15 protein-coding genes and 1 pseudogene are annotated in these 16,110 nt (G+C 71.8%); 12 read left to right on the forward strand and 4 right to left on the reverse strand.

All coding sequences use genetic code 11. The features are described from left to right. From IE247_RS33530 to IE247_RS33545, 4 genes and pseudogenes are all read right to left on the reverse strand, one after another. Positions 1–249: pseudogene (locus tag IE247_RS33530) on the reverse strand (hypothetical protein); the annotation flags it as partial. 82 nt (positions 250–331) lie between these two features. Next, complete coding sequence (locus IE247_RS33535) at positions 332–568, reverse strand: helix-turn-helix domain-containing protein (RefSeq protein WP_190127154.1); 237 nt, start codon at positions 566–568, stop codon at positions 332–334. A gap of 170 nt (positions 569–738) precedes the next feature. Next, complete coding sequence (locus IE247_RS33540; protein ID WP_190127155.1) at positions 739–1,953, reverse strand: Cmx/CmrA family chloramphenicol efflux MFS transporter; 1,215 nt, start codon at positions 1,951–1,953, stop codon at positions 739–741. A gap of 131 nt (positions 1,954–2,084) precedes the next feature. Continuing rightward, positions 2,085–3,143, reverse strand: coding sequence for a PucR family transcriptional regulator (locus IE247_RS33545; RefSeq protein WP_190127156.1), 1,059 nt, complete (start codon positions 3,141–3,143; stop codon positions 2,085–2,087). A gap of 363 nt (positions 3,144–3,506) precedes the next feature. Between IE247_RS33545 and IE247_RS33550 the strand changes: the two genes are divergently transcribed. The 12 genes from IE247_RS33550 (at position 3,507) to IE247_RS33605 (ending at position 16,050) form a co-directional block, all read left to right on the forward strand. Continuing rightward, positions 3,507–4,037 (forward strand): TetR/AcrR family transcriptional regulator, encoded by a 531-nt coding sequence (locus tag IE247_RS33550; protein ID WP_190127157.1) that lies wholly within the window; start codon positions 3,507–3,509, stop codon positions 4,035–4,037. Positions 4,038–4,290: 253 nt separating this feature from the next. Then, complete coding sequence (locus IE247_RS33555) at positions 4,291–5,463, forward strand: 3-deoxy-7-phosphoheptulonate synthase (protein ID WP_190127158.1); 1,173 nt, start codon at positions 4,291–4,293, stop codon at positions 5,461–5,463. Positions 5,464–5,487: 24 nt separating this feature from the next. Continuing rightward, positions 5,488–6,261 carry a 2,3-dihydro-2,3-dihydroxybenzoate dehydrogenase gene (locus tag IE247_RS33560; protein ID WP_190127159.1) on the forward strand — a complete coding sequence of 258 codons (774 nt, stop codon included), beginning with the start codon at positions 5,488–5,490 and terminating at the stop codon, positions 6,259–6,261. 60 nt (positions 6,262–6,321) lie between these two features. Beyond that, positions 6,322–6,981 (forward strand): isochorismatase family protein, encoded by a 660-nt coding sequence (locus tag IE247_RS33565; RefSeq protein WP_190127160.1) that lies wholly within the window; start codon positions 6,322–6,324, stop codon positions 6,979–6,981. Continuing rightward, positions 6,978–8,882 carry an anthranilate synthase family protein gene (locus IE247_RS33570; RefSeq protein WP_190127161.1) on the forward strand — a complete coding sequence of 635 codons (1,905 nt, stop codon included), beginning with the start codon at positions 6,978–6,980 and terminating at the stop codon, positions 8,880–8,882. The genes IE247_RS33565 and IE247_RS33570 overlap by 4 nt, the downstream gene beginning before the upstream one ends. After that, the gene (locus IE247_RS33575) at positions 8,870–9,202 is read left to right on the forward strand and encodes a hypothetical protein (RefSeq protein WP_190127162.1); all 333 of its coding nucleotides are present in this window, start codon (positions 8,870–8,872) and stop codon (positions 9,200–9,202) included. Before IE247_RS33570 ends, IE247_RS33575 begins: the two co-directional genes overlap by 13 nt. A gap of 3 nt (positions 9,203–9,205) precedes the next feature. Next, a complete protein-coding gene (locus IE247_RS33580) occupies positions 9,206–9,724 on the forward strand; it encodes a shikimate kinase (protein WP_190127163.1) in 519 nt (172 codons plus the stop codon). After that, entirely contained in the window at positions 9,721–10,155 is a 435-nt protein-coding gene (aroQ, locus tag IE247_RS33585) for a type II 3-dehydroquinate dehydratase (protein ID WP_190127164.1), read from the forward strand. Before IE247_RS33580 ends, aroQ begins: the two co-directional genes overlap by 4 nt. Positions 10,156–10,292: 137 nt before the next feature. Continuing rightward, positions 10,293–12,395 (forward strand): transketolase, encoded by a 2,103-nt coding sequence (gene tkt, locus IE247_RS33590; protein WP_190127165.1) that lies wholly within the window; start codon positions 10,293–10,295, stop codon positions 12,393–12,395. Then, positions 12,392–13,507: a transaldolase gene (gene tal, locus IE247_RS33595; RefSeq protein ID WP_190127166.1), complete on the forward strand. Its 1,116-nt coding sequence runs from the start codon at positions 12,392–12,394 to the stop codon at positions 13,505–13,507. The genes tkt and tal overlap by 4 nt, the downstream gene beginning before the upstream one ends. Continuing rightward, positions 13,504–14,799 carry a 3-phosphoshikimate 1-carboxyvinyltransferase gene (gene aroA, locus IE247_RS33600; protein WP_190127167.1) on the forward strand — a complete coding sequence of 432 codons (1,296 nt, stop codon included), beginning with the start codon at positions 13,504–13,506 and terminating at the stop codon, positions 14,797–14,799. Before tal ends, aroA begins: the two co-directional genes overlap by 4 nt. Positions 14,800–14,862: 63 nt before the next feature. Next, positions 14,863–16,050 (forward strand): 3-hydroxybenzoate 6-monooxygenase, encoded by a 1,188-nt coding sequence (locus IE247_RS33605; RefSeq protein WP_190127168.1) that lies wholly within the window; start codon positions 14,863–14,865, stop codon positions 16,048–16,050. Positions 16,051–16,110 lie beyond the last annotated feature (60 nt).

A 16,110-nucleotide genomic window follows, 5' to 3' on the forward strand; every position in this document is an offset into this window, starting at 1 on the left:
CAACTGGATCGCGATGGCCTCGTACCCCTGGCCCGCGAGATCCTCGCGGATCGCCTCACCGGTACCGGCGAGAGCCTCCGGATGCAGCACGGCCACCCTCCCCCTGCCTCCGGCGGGGGGACCCCCAGCATTCCCGATCAGCCCGGGAAGCTCGCCGAGGAGCTGCCGCCCCACCAGCACCTCGTAGGGATCGGTGCCTTCGGCGCCGCCGACCCGGATACGGGTCGGCGGGCGACCGGGGTCGTCCATGAGTTCCATGAGTTCCTCATTCCGAAGCGGAACGTGTCCCGCGGTCGCGTACGCCGACGACGGGCCGTGGGGACGGCCCGTCTCAAGCCCCTTTTCCCATGCCGCCCTCATGGATGAGGACATGCCGTGCCAGGGCCACCCGGCCGGTTATCTGCAACTTGCCGAAGATGTGCCGGAGATGGGAGTCGACGGTGTGCGGCGAGACATTGAGCACGCCGGCGGCGGCCCGGTTCGTGAGGCCGTCGGCGACCAACCGGGCCACCCGCAACTCGGCAGGGGTAAGACTCGCCCAGCCAGAATTCATGACGGTCGCAGGCATGACGGCATTCACCTCGGTCGTTCCGCGCCATCGGCTTCGATCGCCGCTCTCGAAATCGACTATGCAGGCAGGTGAACGCGGCCTGCAACGGAGCTGGACACACTCCGTCAAGTACCCCCGCGGTGCCCCTGTGCGGAGGGCGGGGGCGCCCTCCGCACAGGGGCGGCCGGTCAGGCGTTGACGGCCGAGGGCTCGTCGGCGGTGCCGCGGTCGGCGCCGACCGCGGCGGCCCGCGCGTCGCGCTTCTCCAGCGCACCCGCCCACACCGCGCCCAGCAGCCCGGCCGCGCCGAGGCCCGCGCCGACCCAGGCGACCGAGGTGAAGCCGAGGCCCGCGGCGATGGTCAGACCGCCCAGCGCGGGGGCCACCGTGTTGCCGATGTTGAAGGCGGCCGTGTTGGTCGCGCCGACCAGGGTGGGCGCGCCGGGGGCGAGGGTGAAAACCCGGGCCTGGAGAGCCGGGTTGGTGACGTAGCCCGCGATGCCGAGGATGAAGACCAGGATCAGGGTGACGACCAGGTTCTGAGCCGTCGTCGCGAGCAGCGCGGAGGCGACGACCAGGGTGCCGAGACCGAATACCAGGCTGCGGACCGAGTACTTCTCGGGGAGGCGCCCGCCGATCGTCATGCCGATCAGACCGCCGACGCCGAAGAGCGCGAGCACCGCGGGGACCCAGCCCTCGGTGAGTCCGCTCTCGTCGGTGAGCAGCGGGGCGAGGTAGCTGAAGGTGACGATGACCGCGCCGAAGGCGAAGGCCGTGATGGCGTACGAGAGCCACAGTCGCGGCTCGCGCATGGCCCGCAGCTCCGCCTTGACCGTACGGGTCTCCTCCTTGGCGCCCTTGCCGCCCGCGACGGCGAAGATCGTGCAGACGAGGCTGATCAGGGTGAGTGCGGCCACGCCCCAGAAGGCCGCGCGCCAGCCCGCGAACTGGCTCAGCACGGTGCCTGCCGGGACGCCCACGATGGTGGCGAGCGTCAGTCCGCCGGCGACCACCGCGACCGCCTTGGCCTTGGCGTCCGCCGGTACGAGTGCCACGGCCGTGGCCACGGCGACGCCCCAGAAGCCCGCGTAGGCGAGCGCGCTGATGACGCGGGTGGCGAAGAGGAGCCCGTATCCGGGCGCGAGCGCGCCGACCACGTGGGCGATGATGAAGACGGCCTGGAGGGCGACCAGCGCGGTCCGGCGCGGCCAGCCGAGGGTGGCGACGGCCAGCAGGGGAGCGCCGACGACCATGCCGATGGCGAAGGCGGAGATGAGGAGTCCCGCGTCGGGGATGGAGACGCTCAGATCGTCGGCCATCCCCGGGAGCAGGCCGGAGAGCATGAACTCCGACGTCCCCTGGGTGAATATCCCCAGTCCGAGGACGTAGACGGCGAGGGGCATGAGAGTTCCTCCGCTGTATGGATGATTGAGCAATCATCGAAAGTGATGAAGCGTCATACGGCGGCGCAGGCAACTCGGATGAGGTGCTCTCGCCTCCGTTCGAGACGCTAGCACGTTTTAGAGCGGATGCTTCAGAACTGATGTCCGTCCGTCTCGGACCGGTCCCCCCGGCCGCGCCCCTCGCCGGGGGCGTTCAACTGCCAGAGCAGCAGGGCGGTCTGGGCCCGCTGCCGGCCGTGCGGCTCGCTCAGCGAGATGCCCAGGGTGCGCTCGATCCGAGAGGCGCGCTGGGCGACGGAGCTGTGGTGCAGATGCAGCAGCTCCGCCGCGTCCCGCAGCGACTTGCTGCGGCAGACCACGTCCAGGGTCCGGACGGCCTGCCCGCCGCCGGCCTCGCCCGCGAGCCGGGCCACGGCCGCCACATCCGGGTGGGCCAGCGCCGTGCTCCGGGGAATGTCGGCGAGCAGGGCCGGCGCGCCCAGGCTCGCCGAGTCCACCAGTTGGGGCCAGGTGGGGCCGAGGCCGGCGAACCGGGCCGCGCGGCAGGCCTGTTCCCAGGAGTCCGGCAGCCGGTCCGCCGCCGTCGAAGGCCCCAGGCCGACGGCCGCGCCCTGCGGCAGCGCCACCCGGCCCGCCGAGGGGGCGGCCGAGCCCGGAAGCAGGATCGCCCCGCCGGTCGGCCGGAGCACGCCCAGCGGCGCGAGCCGCTCGCCCGCCGAGGGGGAGGTGCGCCCGAGGGCCAGCGCGCAGTCGCGCAGCGCCCGGCGCAGCGTCCCGGGCTCGGTCACCGTCACGGCGGCCACCCGCAGCCGCTCGTCCCCGCGCAGCCCCAGCAGTCTCAGCGCGCGTGAGCGCTCGGCCTCGGAGGTCCGGGCGGAGAGCGCCACCCGGACCAGGGCGGGATCCCCCAGTCGTGGCGGCTCCCCGGCTCCTGCGCCGCCGGTCCATGTGGGCGTCCCGCTCCCGGGGGGCCCGTCGGTGCTCCCCTTGCTCCCCGTGCTCCCGGGCGGGAGGTTGAGCCGGACCTCGCCGAGCGGCAGTCCGTCGAAGCTGACTTCCAGCCGGACGGAGGGCGCGCCGCTTCCGGACCCGACGGTCGCCGTGTCCACCGCCGGAGCCGGGGATGTGCCGGATTTCTCGGTGTCCGGTCCGCTCTCCGCGGTGGTTTCGAAGGAGAGGGCGATGCTCAACCTCGGCTCCCCGGGGGGACTGTCAGAGTTCTGACTGGGAATCGGACCACGCATCCCTGGACCCTAGGCAGCTTGGCCCACGCTGAAGAAACCCCGCGTCCACACACTGTCAAGTCGCCGTGCCGGGTGGGTTGGAATCGGTAAGAATGTCCTGGGTCGGCCGTCGGTCGTCGGGCCCGACCGTGCGGGGAGTCGACAGTTGGCGGTGGTCGGCACCTCCTCATGGGGGCGAGGATGGGTGCACAAGCGCTGATGCGGTGTGATCTGCTCCAGTTTTTATGCAACCGCTCCAAAACCAGTAGTAAGATGCGTTGCATGGCTAGGCCACGGAAGTTCGACGAGACTCACGCTGTCGGATCTGCGATGTACGCGTTCTGGCGCCAGGGGTACAGGGCGACCTCCACCAGGGATCTCTCCGACTGCACGGGTGTCGGTCCGTCGAGCCTCTACAACGCCTTCGGCGACAAGCGGCAGTTGTATCTGCGCGCCCTCCGTCACTATTACGGTACTCACACTGTGATGCAGACCGAGAGCCTTCGGGTTCCGGGCTCCGCCAGAGGGCGTATCCGGAATCTGATGGTCCACGCCATCGACGTCGACCTTTCCGACGATGAGCCGGCCGGCTGTTTCGCCATCAACGCCCTCATGGAAATGGGTCATTCCGATTCCGATGTCAACGACGAACTGAGCAGGCATTTCAGCGCGGTCGAGGACGCCCTCTGCGAAACGATCACGGAGGGGAAGCTGTCCGGTGAAATGGGCCCCGGCGGCGATGCGCGCGTTCAGGCCCGTCAGGTGCTGAGCACTTATTACGGGCTGCGGGTGCTGGCCCGGATTCAGAAGGACCGGAAGGCGCTCCTGGACGTCGTGGAGAGCGCGCTCGACGCCCTCTAGAAGAGCCCGCCCACCCGTTCCCGCCTCCGTCGCGCATGCATTCGCCCGCCCACGTGAACTATCGAGGTTTAGGTCGGCGCGTTTCAAGTCGGCGCAGCGCCACTAAGTCAAGTCGATACAAGAAACCCCTGGCATATGACGTAGTCGCTTCTTCCGCCTTCCCTCGCTTCCCCGAATCCCTCCAGGGTTGTGCACTGAGACCGCCCCCTGCACTGCAATCGGGGCGGCAACACTCAGTTCTGGGAGGCGTCAGGTGCACAGCGTCCAGCAATTCCTCCGATCACTTCCGGCGATTCAGCAACCGGACTGGGAGGGGCATGCGGATATCCAGCAGGTGAGAGATGAAATCTCATCCCTCCCGCCGCTCGTCGACATCGACGACGTCGACGACCTGCGCGCCCTGCTCGCGGAGGCCGCCGCCGGCCGGGTCGGCATCATCCAGTCCGGCGACTGCGCCGAGGACTGGGACGAGTGCGCACCGGACGACATCGCCCGCAAGGCCGGTCTGCTGGAAGCCCTCGCGGGCGTCATGAAGATGAACTCGCGCAAGCCCGTGCTGAGAGTCGGCCGGATGGCGGGACAGTTCGGCAAGCCGCGCTCCAACCCCACCGAGACCATCGACGGCGTCGAGTTCCCTGTCTACCGGGGCCACATGGTCAACGGACCCGAGCCCGACCTCGAACAGCGCCGCCCCGACCCCAGACGCATGCTCAAGGGTTACCACTCGGCCCGGGGCGTCCTCGACTCCCTCGGCTGGGCCGGCCGGGGCCGCGGCTCACTCTCTACCACGCCCGTGTGGACCAGCCACGAGGCACTGCTTCTCGACTACGAACTGCCCATGCTGCGGACCCAGCCCGACGGGCGGCTGCTGCTCGCCTCGACGCACTGGCCCTGGATCGGCGAGCGCACCCGTCAGCTCGACGGCGCGCACGTCGCCATGCTCGCCGCCGTGACCAACCCGGTGGCCTGCAAGGTCGGCCCCACCATGACGGTCGACGACCTGCTGAAGCTGTGCCAGAAGCTCGATCCGGAGCGGATCCCCGGCCGGCTCACCCTGATCGCCCGGATGGGCGCGGACAACGTGGGCGAGAAACTCCCCGCGCTGGCCGCCGCCGTCCGCGCCGCCGGTCACCCGGTCATCTGGCTGACCGACCCGATGCACGGCAACACCGTCGGCGGCCCCGAGGGGCTCAAGACCCGGCTGGTGACCACCGTCGTCCGGGAGGTCGTCGAATTCCACCGGGCCGTCACCGAGGCGGGCGCGGTCGCGGGCGGAATCCACCTGGAGACCACGCCCGACGAGGTCACCGAGTGCGTGCCCGACCAGCACCGGCTGCACGAGGTCGGCCACAAGTACACCAGCCTCTGCGACCCGCGCCTCAACCCCGGGCAGGCCCTCTCGGTGGCCTCCGCCTGGCTCGGCTGAACCGAACCCATGGAGAAGGCACCAATGGACAATCGGATCGCCCTGGTCACCGGGGCGGCGGGCGGTATCGGCGAGGCGATCGTCCGTACCCTGGCCGAACGCGGCGCACATGTCGCCGCCGTGGACCGGGACGCGGACGCCCTCCACGACATCGTGGCCAAACTGACCGCCGACGGCCTCAAGGCCGAGGCCTTCCCCTGCGACGTGACCTCCGTCGACCAGGTCGAGGCCCTCGCCGACACGGTCGAGCGCCGGATCGGCCCGGTCGACCACCTCGTCAACGCGGCCGGCGTACTGCGCCTCGGCGACGCCACCGCCCTCACCGACGAGGACTGGTCGCTCACCTTCGCGGTCAACACCACCGGTGTCTTCCACGTCTCGCGCGCCGTGGTCGGCCGCATGGTCACCAGGGGCGCCGGCGGTGCGGTGGTCACCGTCGCCTCCAACGCCGCGGACACCCCCCGCACCGGGATGGCCGCCTACGCCGCGTCCAAGGCCGCCACCACCATGTACACCAAGTGTCTGGGACTGGAAGTCGCCAAGCACGGCATCCGCTGCAATGTGGTCGCCCCCGGCTCCACCGCCACACCGATGCTGACCTCGATGTGGACCGACGAGAGCGGCGAGCGCGGCTCCATCGAAGGGATCCCGTCCGACTACCGGGTGGGCATCCCCCTCGGCAAGCTGGCGACCCCCTCCGACGTGGCCGACTCCGTCGCCTTCCTCCTCTCCGACCAGGCCTCCCACATCACCCTGCACGCCCTCACCGTCGACGGCGGCGCAGCCCTCGGCGTCTGACGCGCGCTCCATACCACGGACCCACGGACACCGTCGGACGAATCATCGAAAGGACCACCCATGGGGGGAATCCCGCCCATCGAGCCGTACCCGATGCCCACCCAGGGCGAGTTGCCGGCCAACATCGCCGACTGGACGGTCGCCCCGGACCGGGCGGTACTGCTCGTCCACGACATGCAGCGCTACTTCGTACGGCCGTTCCCCGAGCAGGCCGCACCCGGCAGCGATCTGGTGACCAACGCCGTACTCCTGCGCGAGCAGTGCGCCGAACTGGGCATCCCGGTCGCGTACACGGCCCAGCCCGGCGGCATGAGCGAACAGGAACGCGGCCTCCTCAAGGACTTCTGGGGCCCGGGCATGCAGGTCTCGCCCGAGGACCGCCAGGTGATCGACCCCCTCGCACCGGCCCCCGGCGACTGGGTGTTCACCAAATGGCGCTACAGCGCCTTCTTCAAGTCGGACCTGCTGGAGCGGATGCGCGTCCAGGGCCGGGACCAGCTCATCATCTGCGGTGTGTACGCCCACGTCGGGGTGTTGATGACCGCGGTGGAAGCCTTCACCAACGACATCCAGACCTTCCTCGCCGCCGACGCGGTCGCCGACTTCTCCCCGGCGTACCACCGGCTCGCCCTCGACTACGCGGCCGAGCGCTGCGCGGTCGTCGCCACCACCAAGACCCTCCTCGCCGACCTCGGCCCGGCCGACGGAGCGGGCCGATGACAGCACAGGACGCCACGGCCCACCAGGACCTGCTGGAGCGGGTACTGAACGGCGAGCCCTCCGCGTACGCCCTGCTGCGCCGCCCGGAGGCACTGGGCGAGGACACCGTCGAGGTGCTGCTCTGCGAGGCGTCCAGCGTCGCCACCCTCGCGGACATCCCCGTCTCCGACGCGCCCGCGGCAGGATCCGGGGCCCGCCACGAGACGCTGGCGATCATCCCGTACCGGCAGATCTCCGAACGCGGCTTCGACAGCAACGACGACGCCGAGCCGCTGATCACCCTGGCCGTCACCGAACAGGGCGCCCTGCCGCTCCAGGCGGCGCTGCGCCGGCTCCCCGACGAATCCGTCACCCTCGACGGCGGCGGCTTCGACGTGGACGACCGCAGCTACGCCGAGATCGTGCGGAAGGTCGTCAACCAGGAGATCGGCAGCGGCGAGGGCGCCAACTTCGTCATCAAGCGCTCGTTCGTCGCGGACATCACCGACTACACGCCGCGCAGCGCGCTCTCCTTCTTCCGGCGGCTGCTGGCCAGGGAGTCGGGGGCGTACTGGACCTTCCTCGTCCACACCGGGGGCCGCACCTTCGTCGGCGCGAGCCCGGAGCGCCATGTCAGCCTGCGCGGCGGGACCGCCGTGATGAACCCGATCAGCGGCACCTACCGCTATCCGGAGGCCGGTCCCGATCTCCCCGGGGTGCTGGCCTTCCTCGCGGACCGCAAGGAGGTCGACGAGCTGTACATGGTCGTCGACGAGGAACTCAAGATGATGGCCCGGATCTGCGAGCACGGCGGCCGGGTGGTCGGTCCGTACCTCAAGGAGATGGCGCACCTCGCCCACACCGAGTACTTCATCGAGGGGCGGACCACCCGCGACGTCCGGGACATCCTCCGCGAGACGATGTTCGCGCCCACCGTGACCGGCAGCCCGCTGGAGAGCGCCTGCAAGGTCATCACCCGCTACGAGCCCGAGGGCCGCGGCTACTACAGCGGCATCATGGCGCTGGTGGGCCGGGACGAGGACGGCGGCCGGGTCATGGACTCCGCCATCCTCATCCGTACCGCCGACATCAGCGACGGCGGGCGGGTGAACATCGGCGTCGGCGCGACCCTGGTCCGCCACTCCGACCCGATGAGCGAGGTCGCCGAGACGAAGGCGAAGGCGGCCGGTCTGCTGGCCGCGCTCGAATCGGACGGCCCCAGCAGATTCGCGGGCCACACCCAGGTCAGCAAGGCGCTGGTGGGGCGGAACGAGCACATCGCCGGCTTCTGGCTGAGCGAGAGCGCGGCGCGCTCCGGGCCGATCCCCGAACTCGCCGGCCGCAGCGTGCTGATCGTCGACGCCGAGGACACCTTCACCTCGATGATCGGGCACCAGCTCTCCTCCGTGGGACTGCGGGTCACCGTCCGCCGGTTCGACGAGCCGTACGACCTCCTCGGCCACGACCTGGTGGTCATGGGCCCCGGCCCCGGCGACCCGCGCGACACCGCGCACCCCAAGATCGCCCATCTGCGGGCGGCCGTCGCCCGGCTGCTGGAGGAACGGCGGCCCTTCCTCGCCGTCTGTCTGAGCCACCAGGTCCTCTCGACCCTGCTCGGACTGGAACTGGTCCGCCGCAGCGTGCCCAACCAGGGCGTCCAGCGGGAGATCGACCTCTTCGGCGAGCGCCGGAGGGTGGGCTTCTACAACACCTTCGCCGCGCGGAGCGGGGAGGAGAAGAAGGACCACCCGGACGTCGGAGTCATCGAGATAAGCCGTGACGAGGAGACCGGCGAGGTGCACGCACTGCGCGGACGCACCTTCGCCTCCATGCAGTTCCACGCCGAGTCCGTGCTCACCGAGGACGGCGTCCGGATCGTCGGCGACCTGCTGACCGAGGTGGTGCGCTCGTGCGAGCCGTAGTCGTCTGGTGGGACCTCAAGGAGTCCGCCCAGACCATCGAATCCCTCCGGGACTTCCTCCGCGACGAAGCGGTCGACCGGTTCAGCTCCCTGCCCGGACTCCGGCTGAAGTTCTGGATCTCCGACCGGGAGAATGACCGCTGGGGCGCGGTGCTGCTCTGGGAGTCCGCCGAGGCCGCGGCCGCCCCGCTGCCCAACCGGGCCGCCGAGCTGATCGGCTATCCGCCCACCCAGCGGGCCTTCTTCGACGTCGAGGCCACCGCCGAGGGCGTCTTCGAACTCGCCCGGCTGGCCGGCCGCGGCCTGGCGCTGGAGGGCTGAGGGATGACCGCACCCGCCGTGGTGCTGATCGGAGCCCCCGGATCCGGCAAGACCACCGTCGGCACCCTCCTCGCGGAGCGCCTGGGCGTGGGATTCCGGGACACCGACCAGGATGTCGAGCACGGCTGCGGCATGTCCGTGGCCGAACTCGTCCGCCTGCGCGGGGAGGCCCCCTTCCGGGAGCTGGAGCGCATCGCCGTGCGCACCGCGCTCGACGAGCACGACGGAGTGCTCGCCCTCGGCGGCGGGGCGGTCCTCGACCCCTCCACCCAGCGTCTCCTCGCCGCCCACCGCGTCGTCCACCTCAGCACCGACCCGGCCACCGCGCTCGCCCGGATAGGCGGCGCGGCGAGCAGGCCGCTGCTCGCCGACGACCCGGAGCGCGGACTTCGCGAGCTGTTCCGGGTCCGTGGCCCGCTCTACCGGCGGCTCGCCACCCTGACCGTCGACAGCGCGGGCACCCCGGCCCAGGCCGCCCTGCGGCTCGCCCTCGCCCTGGAGACGACGGGAGCCGCCACATGACCCTGGTCCTCGTCCTCAACGGCCCCAATCTGTCCCGGCTGGGCAAGCGCGAACCCGAGGTCTACGGCACCAGCACCTACGACGACCTCGCCAGGCTCTGCCGCACCACCGCGGCGGAAGCCGGCCTCACCGTCGACGTCCGCCAGACCGACAGCGAGGCGGAGCTGATCGGCTGGCTCCACGAGGCCGCCGACGGGGGCCACCCCGTCGTCCTCAACCCGGCCGCCTTCACCCACTACTCGTACGCGGTCCGCGACGCCGTGGCCATGATCAAGGCCCCGGTGATCGAGGTCCACCTCTCCAACCCCGGCGCGCGAGAGGCCTTCCGGCACATCTCCGTCGTCACGCCCGTGGTCACCGGCACCATCGCCGGCCTGGGCGTCGAGTCCTACCGCCACGCGCTGCTCGCCGTCGCCACGCTCACCCGCTGACGACGCCGACGCCGCGGCGCCGGGCGACGCCGCCCGTCTCGCCCCCTCGCCCCTCTCGCCCGCCGACACCGGCACCGGCACCCGGACGGCCCCCGTGCCCCGCCGAGTCCGGCACCATAAGGAGCCCTGACCCCACGGTGAACACCCAGGCAACCCAGAGCACCCCGGCCTTCGAGTGGACCGAACTCGACCGCCGTACCGTGGACGTCGCGAGAGCCCTCGCGGTCGATGCCGTGGAACGGGCCGGTCACGGCCACCCCGGCACCGCCATGAGCCTCGCCCCGGCCGCGTATCTGCTCTTCCAGCGGCTGCTGCGACACGACCCCGCCGAACCGGGCTGGGCCGGCCGCGACCGTTTCGTCCTCTCCTGCGGCCACTCCAGCCTGACCCTCTACACCCAGCTCTTCCTCTCCGGCTACGGCCTCGAACTGGACGACCTCAAGGCCCTGCGCACCGAGGGCAGCCTCACCCCCGCCCACCCCGAGTACGGGCACACCCCCGGCGTGGAGACCACCACTGGACCGCTCGGACAGGGCCTCGGCAACGCCGTGGGCATGGCGATGGCCGCCCGCCGCGAACGCGGACTCTTCGACCCGGACGCCGCACCCGGAACCTCCCCCTTCGACCACGCCGTCTGGGTCTTCGCCTCCGACGGCGACCTGGAGGAGGGCATCAGCCACGAGGTCGGCTCCCTCGCCGGACACCAGGGCCTGGGCAATCTCATCGTGCTCTGGGACGACAACCGCATCTCCATCGAGGACGACACCGCCATCGCCGTCTCCGAGGACGTGCTCGGCCGTTACGCGGCGTACGACTGGCATGTCCAGCGGGTCGACTGGACCCGCACCGGCGAGTACGCCGAGGACGTCGAGGCCCTGCACACCGCCCTCGCCGCGGCCCGCGCCGAGACCGGCCGACCCTCGATCATCGCCCTGCGCACCATCATCGGCTGGCCCGCGCCCACCAGGCAGAACACCGGAAAGGTCCATGGCTCCGCCCTCGGCGCCGCCGAGAGCGCCGCCACCAAGGCCGCCCTGGGGCTCGACCCCGAGGCCTCGTTCCAGGTGCCGGCTGAACTCCTCGCCCACGCCCGCCGCGTCGGCGAGCGCGGCCGGGCCCAGCGTCTCGCCTGGGAGAAGCGGTACCAGGACTGGCGCACCGCACTGCCCGAGAACGCCGCCCTCCTCGACCGCGTCAGCGCCCGCCGGCTGCCCGACGGCTGGACGCGGGCGCTGCCGGACTTCCCCGCCGGGGGGCAGATCGCCACCCGCAAGGCCTCGGGCGAAGTGCTGTCCGCGCTGGCCGCGACCCTGCCCGAACTGTGGGGCGGCTCCGCCGACCTCGCCGAGAGCAACAACACCACGATGAAGGGCGAGCCCTCCTTCGTACCCGAACACCACGCCACACCGGCGTTTCCCGGCCACAGGTACGGCCGCACCCTCCACTTCGGCATCCGCGAGCACGGCATGGGCGCGATCCTCAACGGCATCGCCCTGCACGGCGGCACCCGGCCCTACGGAGGGACCTTCCTGGTCTTCTCCGACTACATGCGGCCCGCCGTACGGCTCGCGGCGATGATGAAGCTGCCCGTCACCTACGTCTGGACCCACGACTCGATCGGCCTCGGCGAGGACGGCCCCACCCACCAGCCCGTCGAACACCTGTGGTCGCTGCGCGCGATCCCCGGACTCGACGTCGTCCGCCCGGCCGACGCCCATGAGACCGCCGCCGCCTGGCGGGCGATCCTGGAGCGCACCGACCGGCCCGCCGGACTCTGCCTCACCCGGCAGAATCTGCCGGTCCTGCCCGACCCCGGCGCGGAGGCCGTCGCCCGCGGCGGCTATGTGCTGGCCGAGGCGGCGGGCGGCACCCCCGAGGCGATCATCCTGGCCACCGGCAGCGAGGTCCACATCGCCCTGGAGGCCCGGAGCATCCTGCAACGGGAGGGCACGGCCACCCGCGTCGTCTCGCTGCCCTGCCTGGAGTGGTTCGCCGAACAGCGGCAGGAGTACCGCGACGCCGTGCTCCCGCCCCGGGTGCGCGCCAGGGTCTCCGTCGAAGCCGGCTCGACACTCGGCTGGCACCGGTGGACCGGCGACGCCGGTCAGGCCCTCGGCATCGACGAGTTCGGCGCCTCCGCCCCGCCCGCCGCACTCTACGAGCGCTTCGGACTCACCCCCGAGCGGGTGGCGGCGGCGGTCCGCGCGAGCGTCTCCAGAGCCGCCGGAAGCGCGCGATGAGGGGTTCCGCGCTGCGCCGGCTCACCGAAGCGGGCGTCTCCCTCTGGCTCGACGACATCAGCCGCGCCGGACTCACCGGCGGCTCCCTCGCCGAACTCGTCCGCGACCGGCGGATCTCCGGCGTCACCTCCGACCCCGCGGTCCTCGCCCGGGCGCTCACCGCCGGAACCGACTACGCGGAGCAGCTCAGCGTCCTCGCGGCAGGCGGGGCCACCCCCGAGGAGGCCGCCTGGGAGCTGATGACCCATGACCTCCGCCACGCCTGCGACCTGCTGCTGCCCGTGTACGAGCGGACCGGGGGCGCCGACGGGCTGGTCTCGGCCGAGGTCGACCCCCGGCTCGCCCACGACAGCGCCGCCACCCTCGCCCAGGCCCGCGAGCTGAGCCGGGAGATCGGCCGCCCCAACCTCCTGGTGAAGATCCCCGCCACCGACGCCGGGGAGAAGGCCGTCGCCGACTGCCTCGCCGAGGGCATCGGCGTCAACGCCACCCTGATCTTCTCCGCCGAACGCTGCCGCCGGATCGCCGCCGCCCATGTGGACGGAGTGGCCCGGGCGGCCGCCGCCGGACACCGCGTCGCCGGAATCAACTCGGTCGCCTCCTTCTCCGTCGGCCGCGTCGACACCGCCGTGGACGCGCTGCTCGACCTCGACGGCTCCGCCGAGGCCAAGGCCCTGCGCGGCACGGTCGCGCTGGCCGCCGCCCGGCTCGCCCACGAACAGCACACCACGGTGTACGAGGACCCGCGCTGGCCCGCCCTGGAACGCTCCGGAGCCCGCCGCCAGCGGCTGCTGTGGGCCTCGACCGCCGTCAAGAACCCCGACTACCCCGACACCCACTACGTGGACGGGCTGATCGTCCCCAACACCGTCAGCACCATGCCGGAAGAGACCCTGCGCGCCGTCGCCGACCACGGTCTCACCCGCACGGCGGCCTGGGACGAGAGCGCCCGCGCCCACGCCCGGCATGTCTTCGAGTGCATGAGCTGGTTCAACATCTCGCTCCGCGACATCACCTCCCAACTGGAGGAGGAGGGGCTCAAACAGCTCACCGCCTCATGGCACCGGCTTCTGGACACCGTGGCCCCCACCCTCGACGGAGCACCCCGATGACCGCCTCCACCCCGACCGACACCCCCCTGATCGCCCGGATCCCGGGCTCCAAGAGCATCACCAACCGCGCCCTGCTGCTGGCCGCCGCCGCCGACGGCGTCAGCTATCTGCGCGCCCCCCTCGTCAGCGAGGACACGATCGCCTTCCGCGAGGCGCTGACCGCCCTGGGCGTACGGGTGAACGCCACCCCGCACGACGAGTTCTGGGAGGTCGTGGGCCTGGGCCGGGGCCCCTCGGGCGGCGCCGACATCTGGTGCGCCGACGCCGGGACCGCCGCCCGCTTCCTGCCCCCCTTCACCGCCGCCGGCCACGGCTCCTACCTCTTCGACGGCACGGCCCAGCTCCGGGCACGCCCGCTGCGCCCGCTGCGGGAGGCCCTGGAGCGGCTCGGCGCGAAGACCGGCTCCGAGGGCGGGGGCGATCTGCCGCTGCGTATCGACGCCGACGGTCTCGACGGCGGCGAACTCACCGTGGACGGCGGGCTGAGCAGCCAGTTCCTCAGCGGACTGCTGATGGCCGCACCACTGCTGCGGTCCCCGCTGACGGTGACCGTGCGGGAGCTGGTGAGCCGCCCCTACATCGACATGACCATGGCGCTCATGCGCCGCTTCGGCGCGGAGCCCGCCGAGCGGACCCCCGGCGTCATCAGCCTCCCCGCCGACGGCTACCGGGCCACCGACCTGGTGATCGAACCGGACGCCTCCACCGCCTCGTACGTCTTCGCGGCGGCCGCCGTCACCGGCCGTACGGTCACCGTGCCCGGACTCGGCCGCGACAGCCTCCAGGGCGACCTGGGCTTCGTCGAGGTGCTGCGGACCGCCGGGGCCCGGGTGGAGATCGGCGAGCAGAGCACCACGGTCGCCGGCGCGCCCGGCGGAGCACTGCGCGGCGGCTTCGACGTGGACATGGGCGAGATCTCGGACACCTTCATGACCCTGGCGGCCATCGCCCCCCTCGCCGACGGGCCCATCACCGTACGGGGCATCGGACACGCCCGGCTCAAGGAGTCGGACCGTGTCGAGGCGATCGCCCAGAACCTCGCCGCGTGCGGGGTGGAGACCGAGAGCGGCCGGGACTGGATCACCGTCCACCCGGGCCCGGTGCGCCCCGCCCGGATCGCCTGCCACCGCGACCACCGGATCGCCATGGCCTTCTCGGTGCTCGGACTGCGCCACCTCGGGCTGGTCCTCGACGACCCGTCCTGTGTGGGCAAGACCTTCCCCGGCTTCCACGGCGAGCTGCACCGCCTGTTCCCGGACCACGCGCCGCTCCCGCCCGCCGACACCCCCTGATCCCAAGCCGGTTCACTTCAGTTCACCCCAGGAAGAACGAGTCATACGAGGATGGAAGAGACGATGCGCATACTCGTCGCAGGCGGCGGGATCGGCGGACTGGCCACAGCGATCAGCCTCGCGGCCCAGGGACACCGGGTCACCGTGCTGGAACGCAGGGACGACTTCGCCGAACTGGGCGCGGGCATCCAGCTGGGGCCGAACGCCTTCCACGCGCTCGACCGGCTGGGCGCGGGGCAGGCCGTCCGAGACCGGGCCGTCTTCATCGACGAGCTGCGGTTCATGGACGCCACCACCGGCCGCCAGGTCGTCCGGATGCCGCTGACCGGGCCCTACCGGGAGCGGTTCGGCAACCCCTACGCGGTGGTGCACCGGGGCGACCTCTATCAGCCGCTGCTCGACGCCTGCCGCGCGTCCGACGCGGTCGAGCTGGTCCCCGGCCAGTCCGTCGTCCGCTACGAGCAGACCGCGGACGAGGTCACCGCGCACACCGCGGCCGGCGACTCCTTCACCGGGGACGCGCTGATCGGGGCCGACGGCATCCGCTCGTCCGTCCGGGGCCAGCTCGTCGGCGACGGCGAGCCCCGGGTCTCCGGGCACACCATCTACCGCTCCGTCATCCCGATGGAGCGGGTCCCCGAGGAGCTGCGCTGGAACAGCGTCACCCTCTGGGCGGGGCCCAAGTGGCACTTCGTCCACTATCCGATCGGCGGCGGCCGGTTCCTGAATCTGGCCGCCACCCGCGACGACGCCGCTCCGGACGCCCTCGTCGGGGTGCCCGCCGAACGCGACCACGTGCTCGCCGAGTTCCCCGAGATGAGCGACGCGGCCCGCAGGCTGCTGGAGCTGGGCGAGGAGTGGAGGACCTGGGTGCTGTGCGACCGCGACCCGGTGGAGAACTGGACGGACGGGCGCGTGGCGCTGCTGGGCGACGCGGCCCACCCGATGCTCCAGTACGCGGCCCAGGGCGCCTGCATGGCCCTGGAGGACGCGGTCGTCATCGGGGACCTCCTCGTCGGCGACGGCCAGGACGTGCCGGCCAGGCTGGAGAAGTTCAACGCCCAGCGCCGTGACCGCACGGGCAGGACGCAGCTCGTGGCCCGGGAGATGGGGAGCCAGCTCTACCACCCCGCCGGGGAACGGGCCGCGGCCCGCAACGCCATGCTCTCCGCACTCAGCGCGGAGGATCTGTACGACAAGGTGTCCTGGCTGCACGGGGCGCGCGATTCGGCCGAAGGAGAAGTGCGTTGAGCAGGTTGCGTTGGCTGACGGCGGGGGAGTCCCACGGTCCCGCACTGGTGGCGACGCTGG

Source organism: Streptomyces inusitatus, from assembly GCF_014651115.1.
GTDB lineage: Bacteria > Actinomycetota > Actinomycetes > Streptomycetales > Streptomycetaceae > Streptomyces > Streptomyces amakusaensis.

Bases quoted from the DNA above. Each gene is read 5' to 3' on its own strand.
- IE247_RS33550 (WP_190127157.1), top strand. From the start codon at position 3,507: ATGTACGCGTTCTGGCGCCAGGGGTACAGGGCGACCTCCACCAGGGAT.
- IE247_RS33605 (WP_190127168.1), top strand. From the start codon at position 14,863: ATGCGCATACTCGTCGCAGGCGGCGGGATCGGCGGACTGGCCACAGCG.
- aroQ (WP_190127164.1), top strand. From the start codon at position 9,721: ATGACCCTGGTCCTCGTCCTCAACGGCCCCAATCTGTCCCGGCTGGGC.
- aroA (WP_190127167.1), top strand. From the start codon at position 13,504: ATGACCGCCTCCACCCCGACCGACACCCCCCTGATCGCCCGGATCCCG.
- tal (WP_190127166.1), top strand. From the start codon at position 12,392: ATGAGGGGTTCCGCGCTGCGCCGGCTCACCGAAGCGGGCGTCTCCCTC.
- IE247_RS33535 (WP_190127154.1), bottom strand. From the start codon at position 568: ATGCCTGCGACCGTCATGAATTCTGGCTGGGCGAGTCTTACCCCTGCC.
- IE247_RS33560 (WP_190127159.1), top strand. From the start codon at position 5,488: ATGGACAATCGGATCGCCCTGGTCACCGGGGCGGCGGGCGGTATCGGC.
- IE247_RS33570 (WP_190127161.1), top strand. From the start codon at position 6,978: ATGACAGCACAGGACGCCACGGCCCACCAGGACCTGCTGGAGCGGGTA.
- IE247_RS33540 (WP_190127155.1), bottom strand. From the start codon at position 1,953: ATGCCCCTCGCCGTCTACGTCCTCGGACTGGGGATATTCACCCAGGGG.
- IE247_RS33580 (WP_190127163.1), top strand. From the start codon at position 9,206: ATGACCGCACCCGCCGTGGTGCTGATCGGAGCCCCCGGATCCGGCAAG.
- IE247_RS33565 (WP_190127160.1), top strand. From the start codon at position 6,322: ATGGGGGGAATCCCGCCCATCGAGCCGTACCCGATGCCCACCCAGGGC.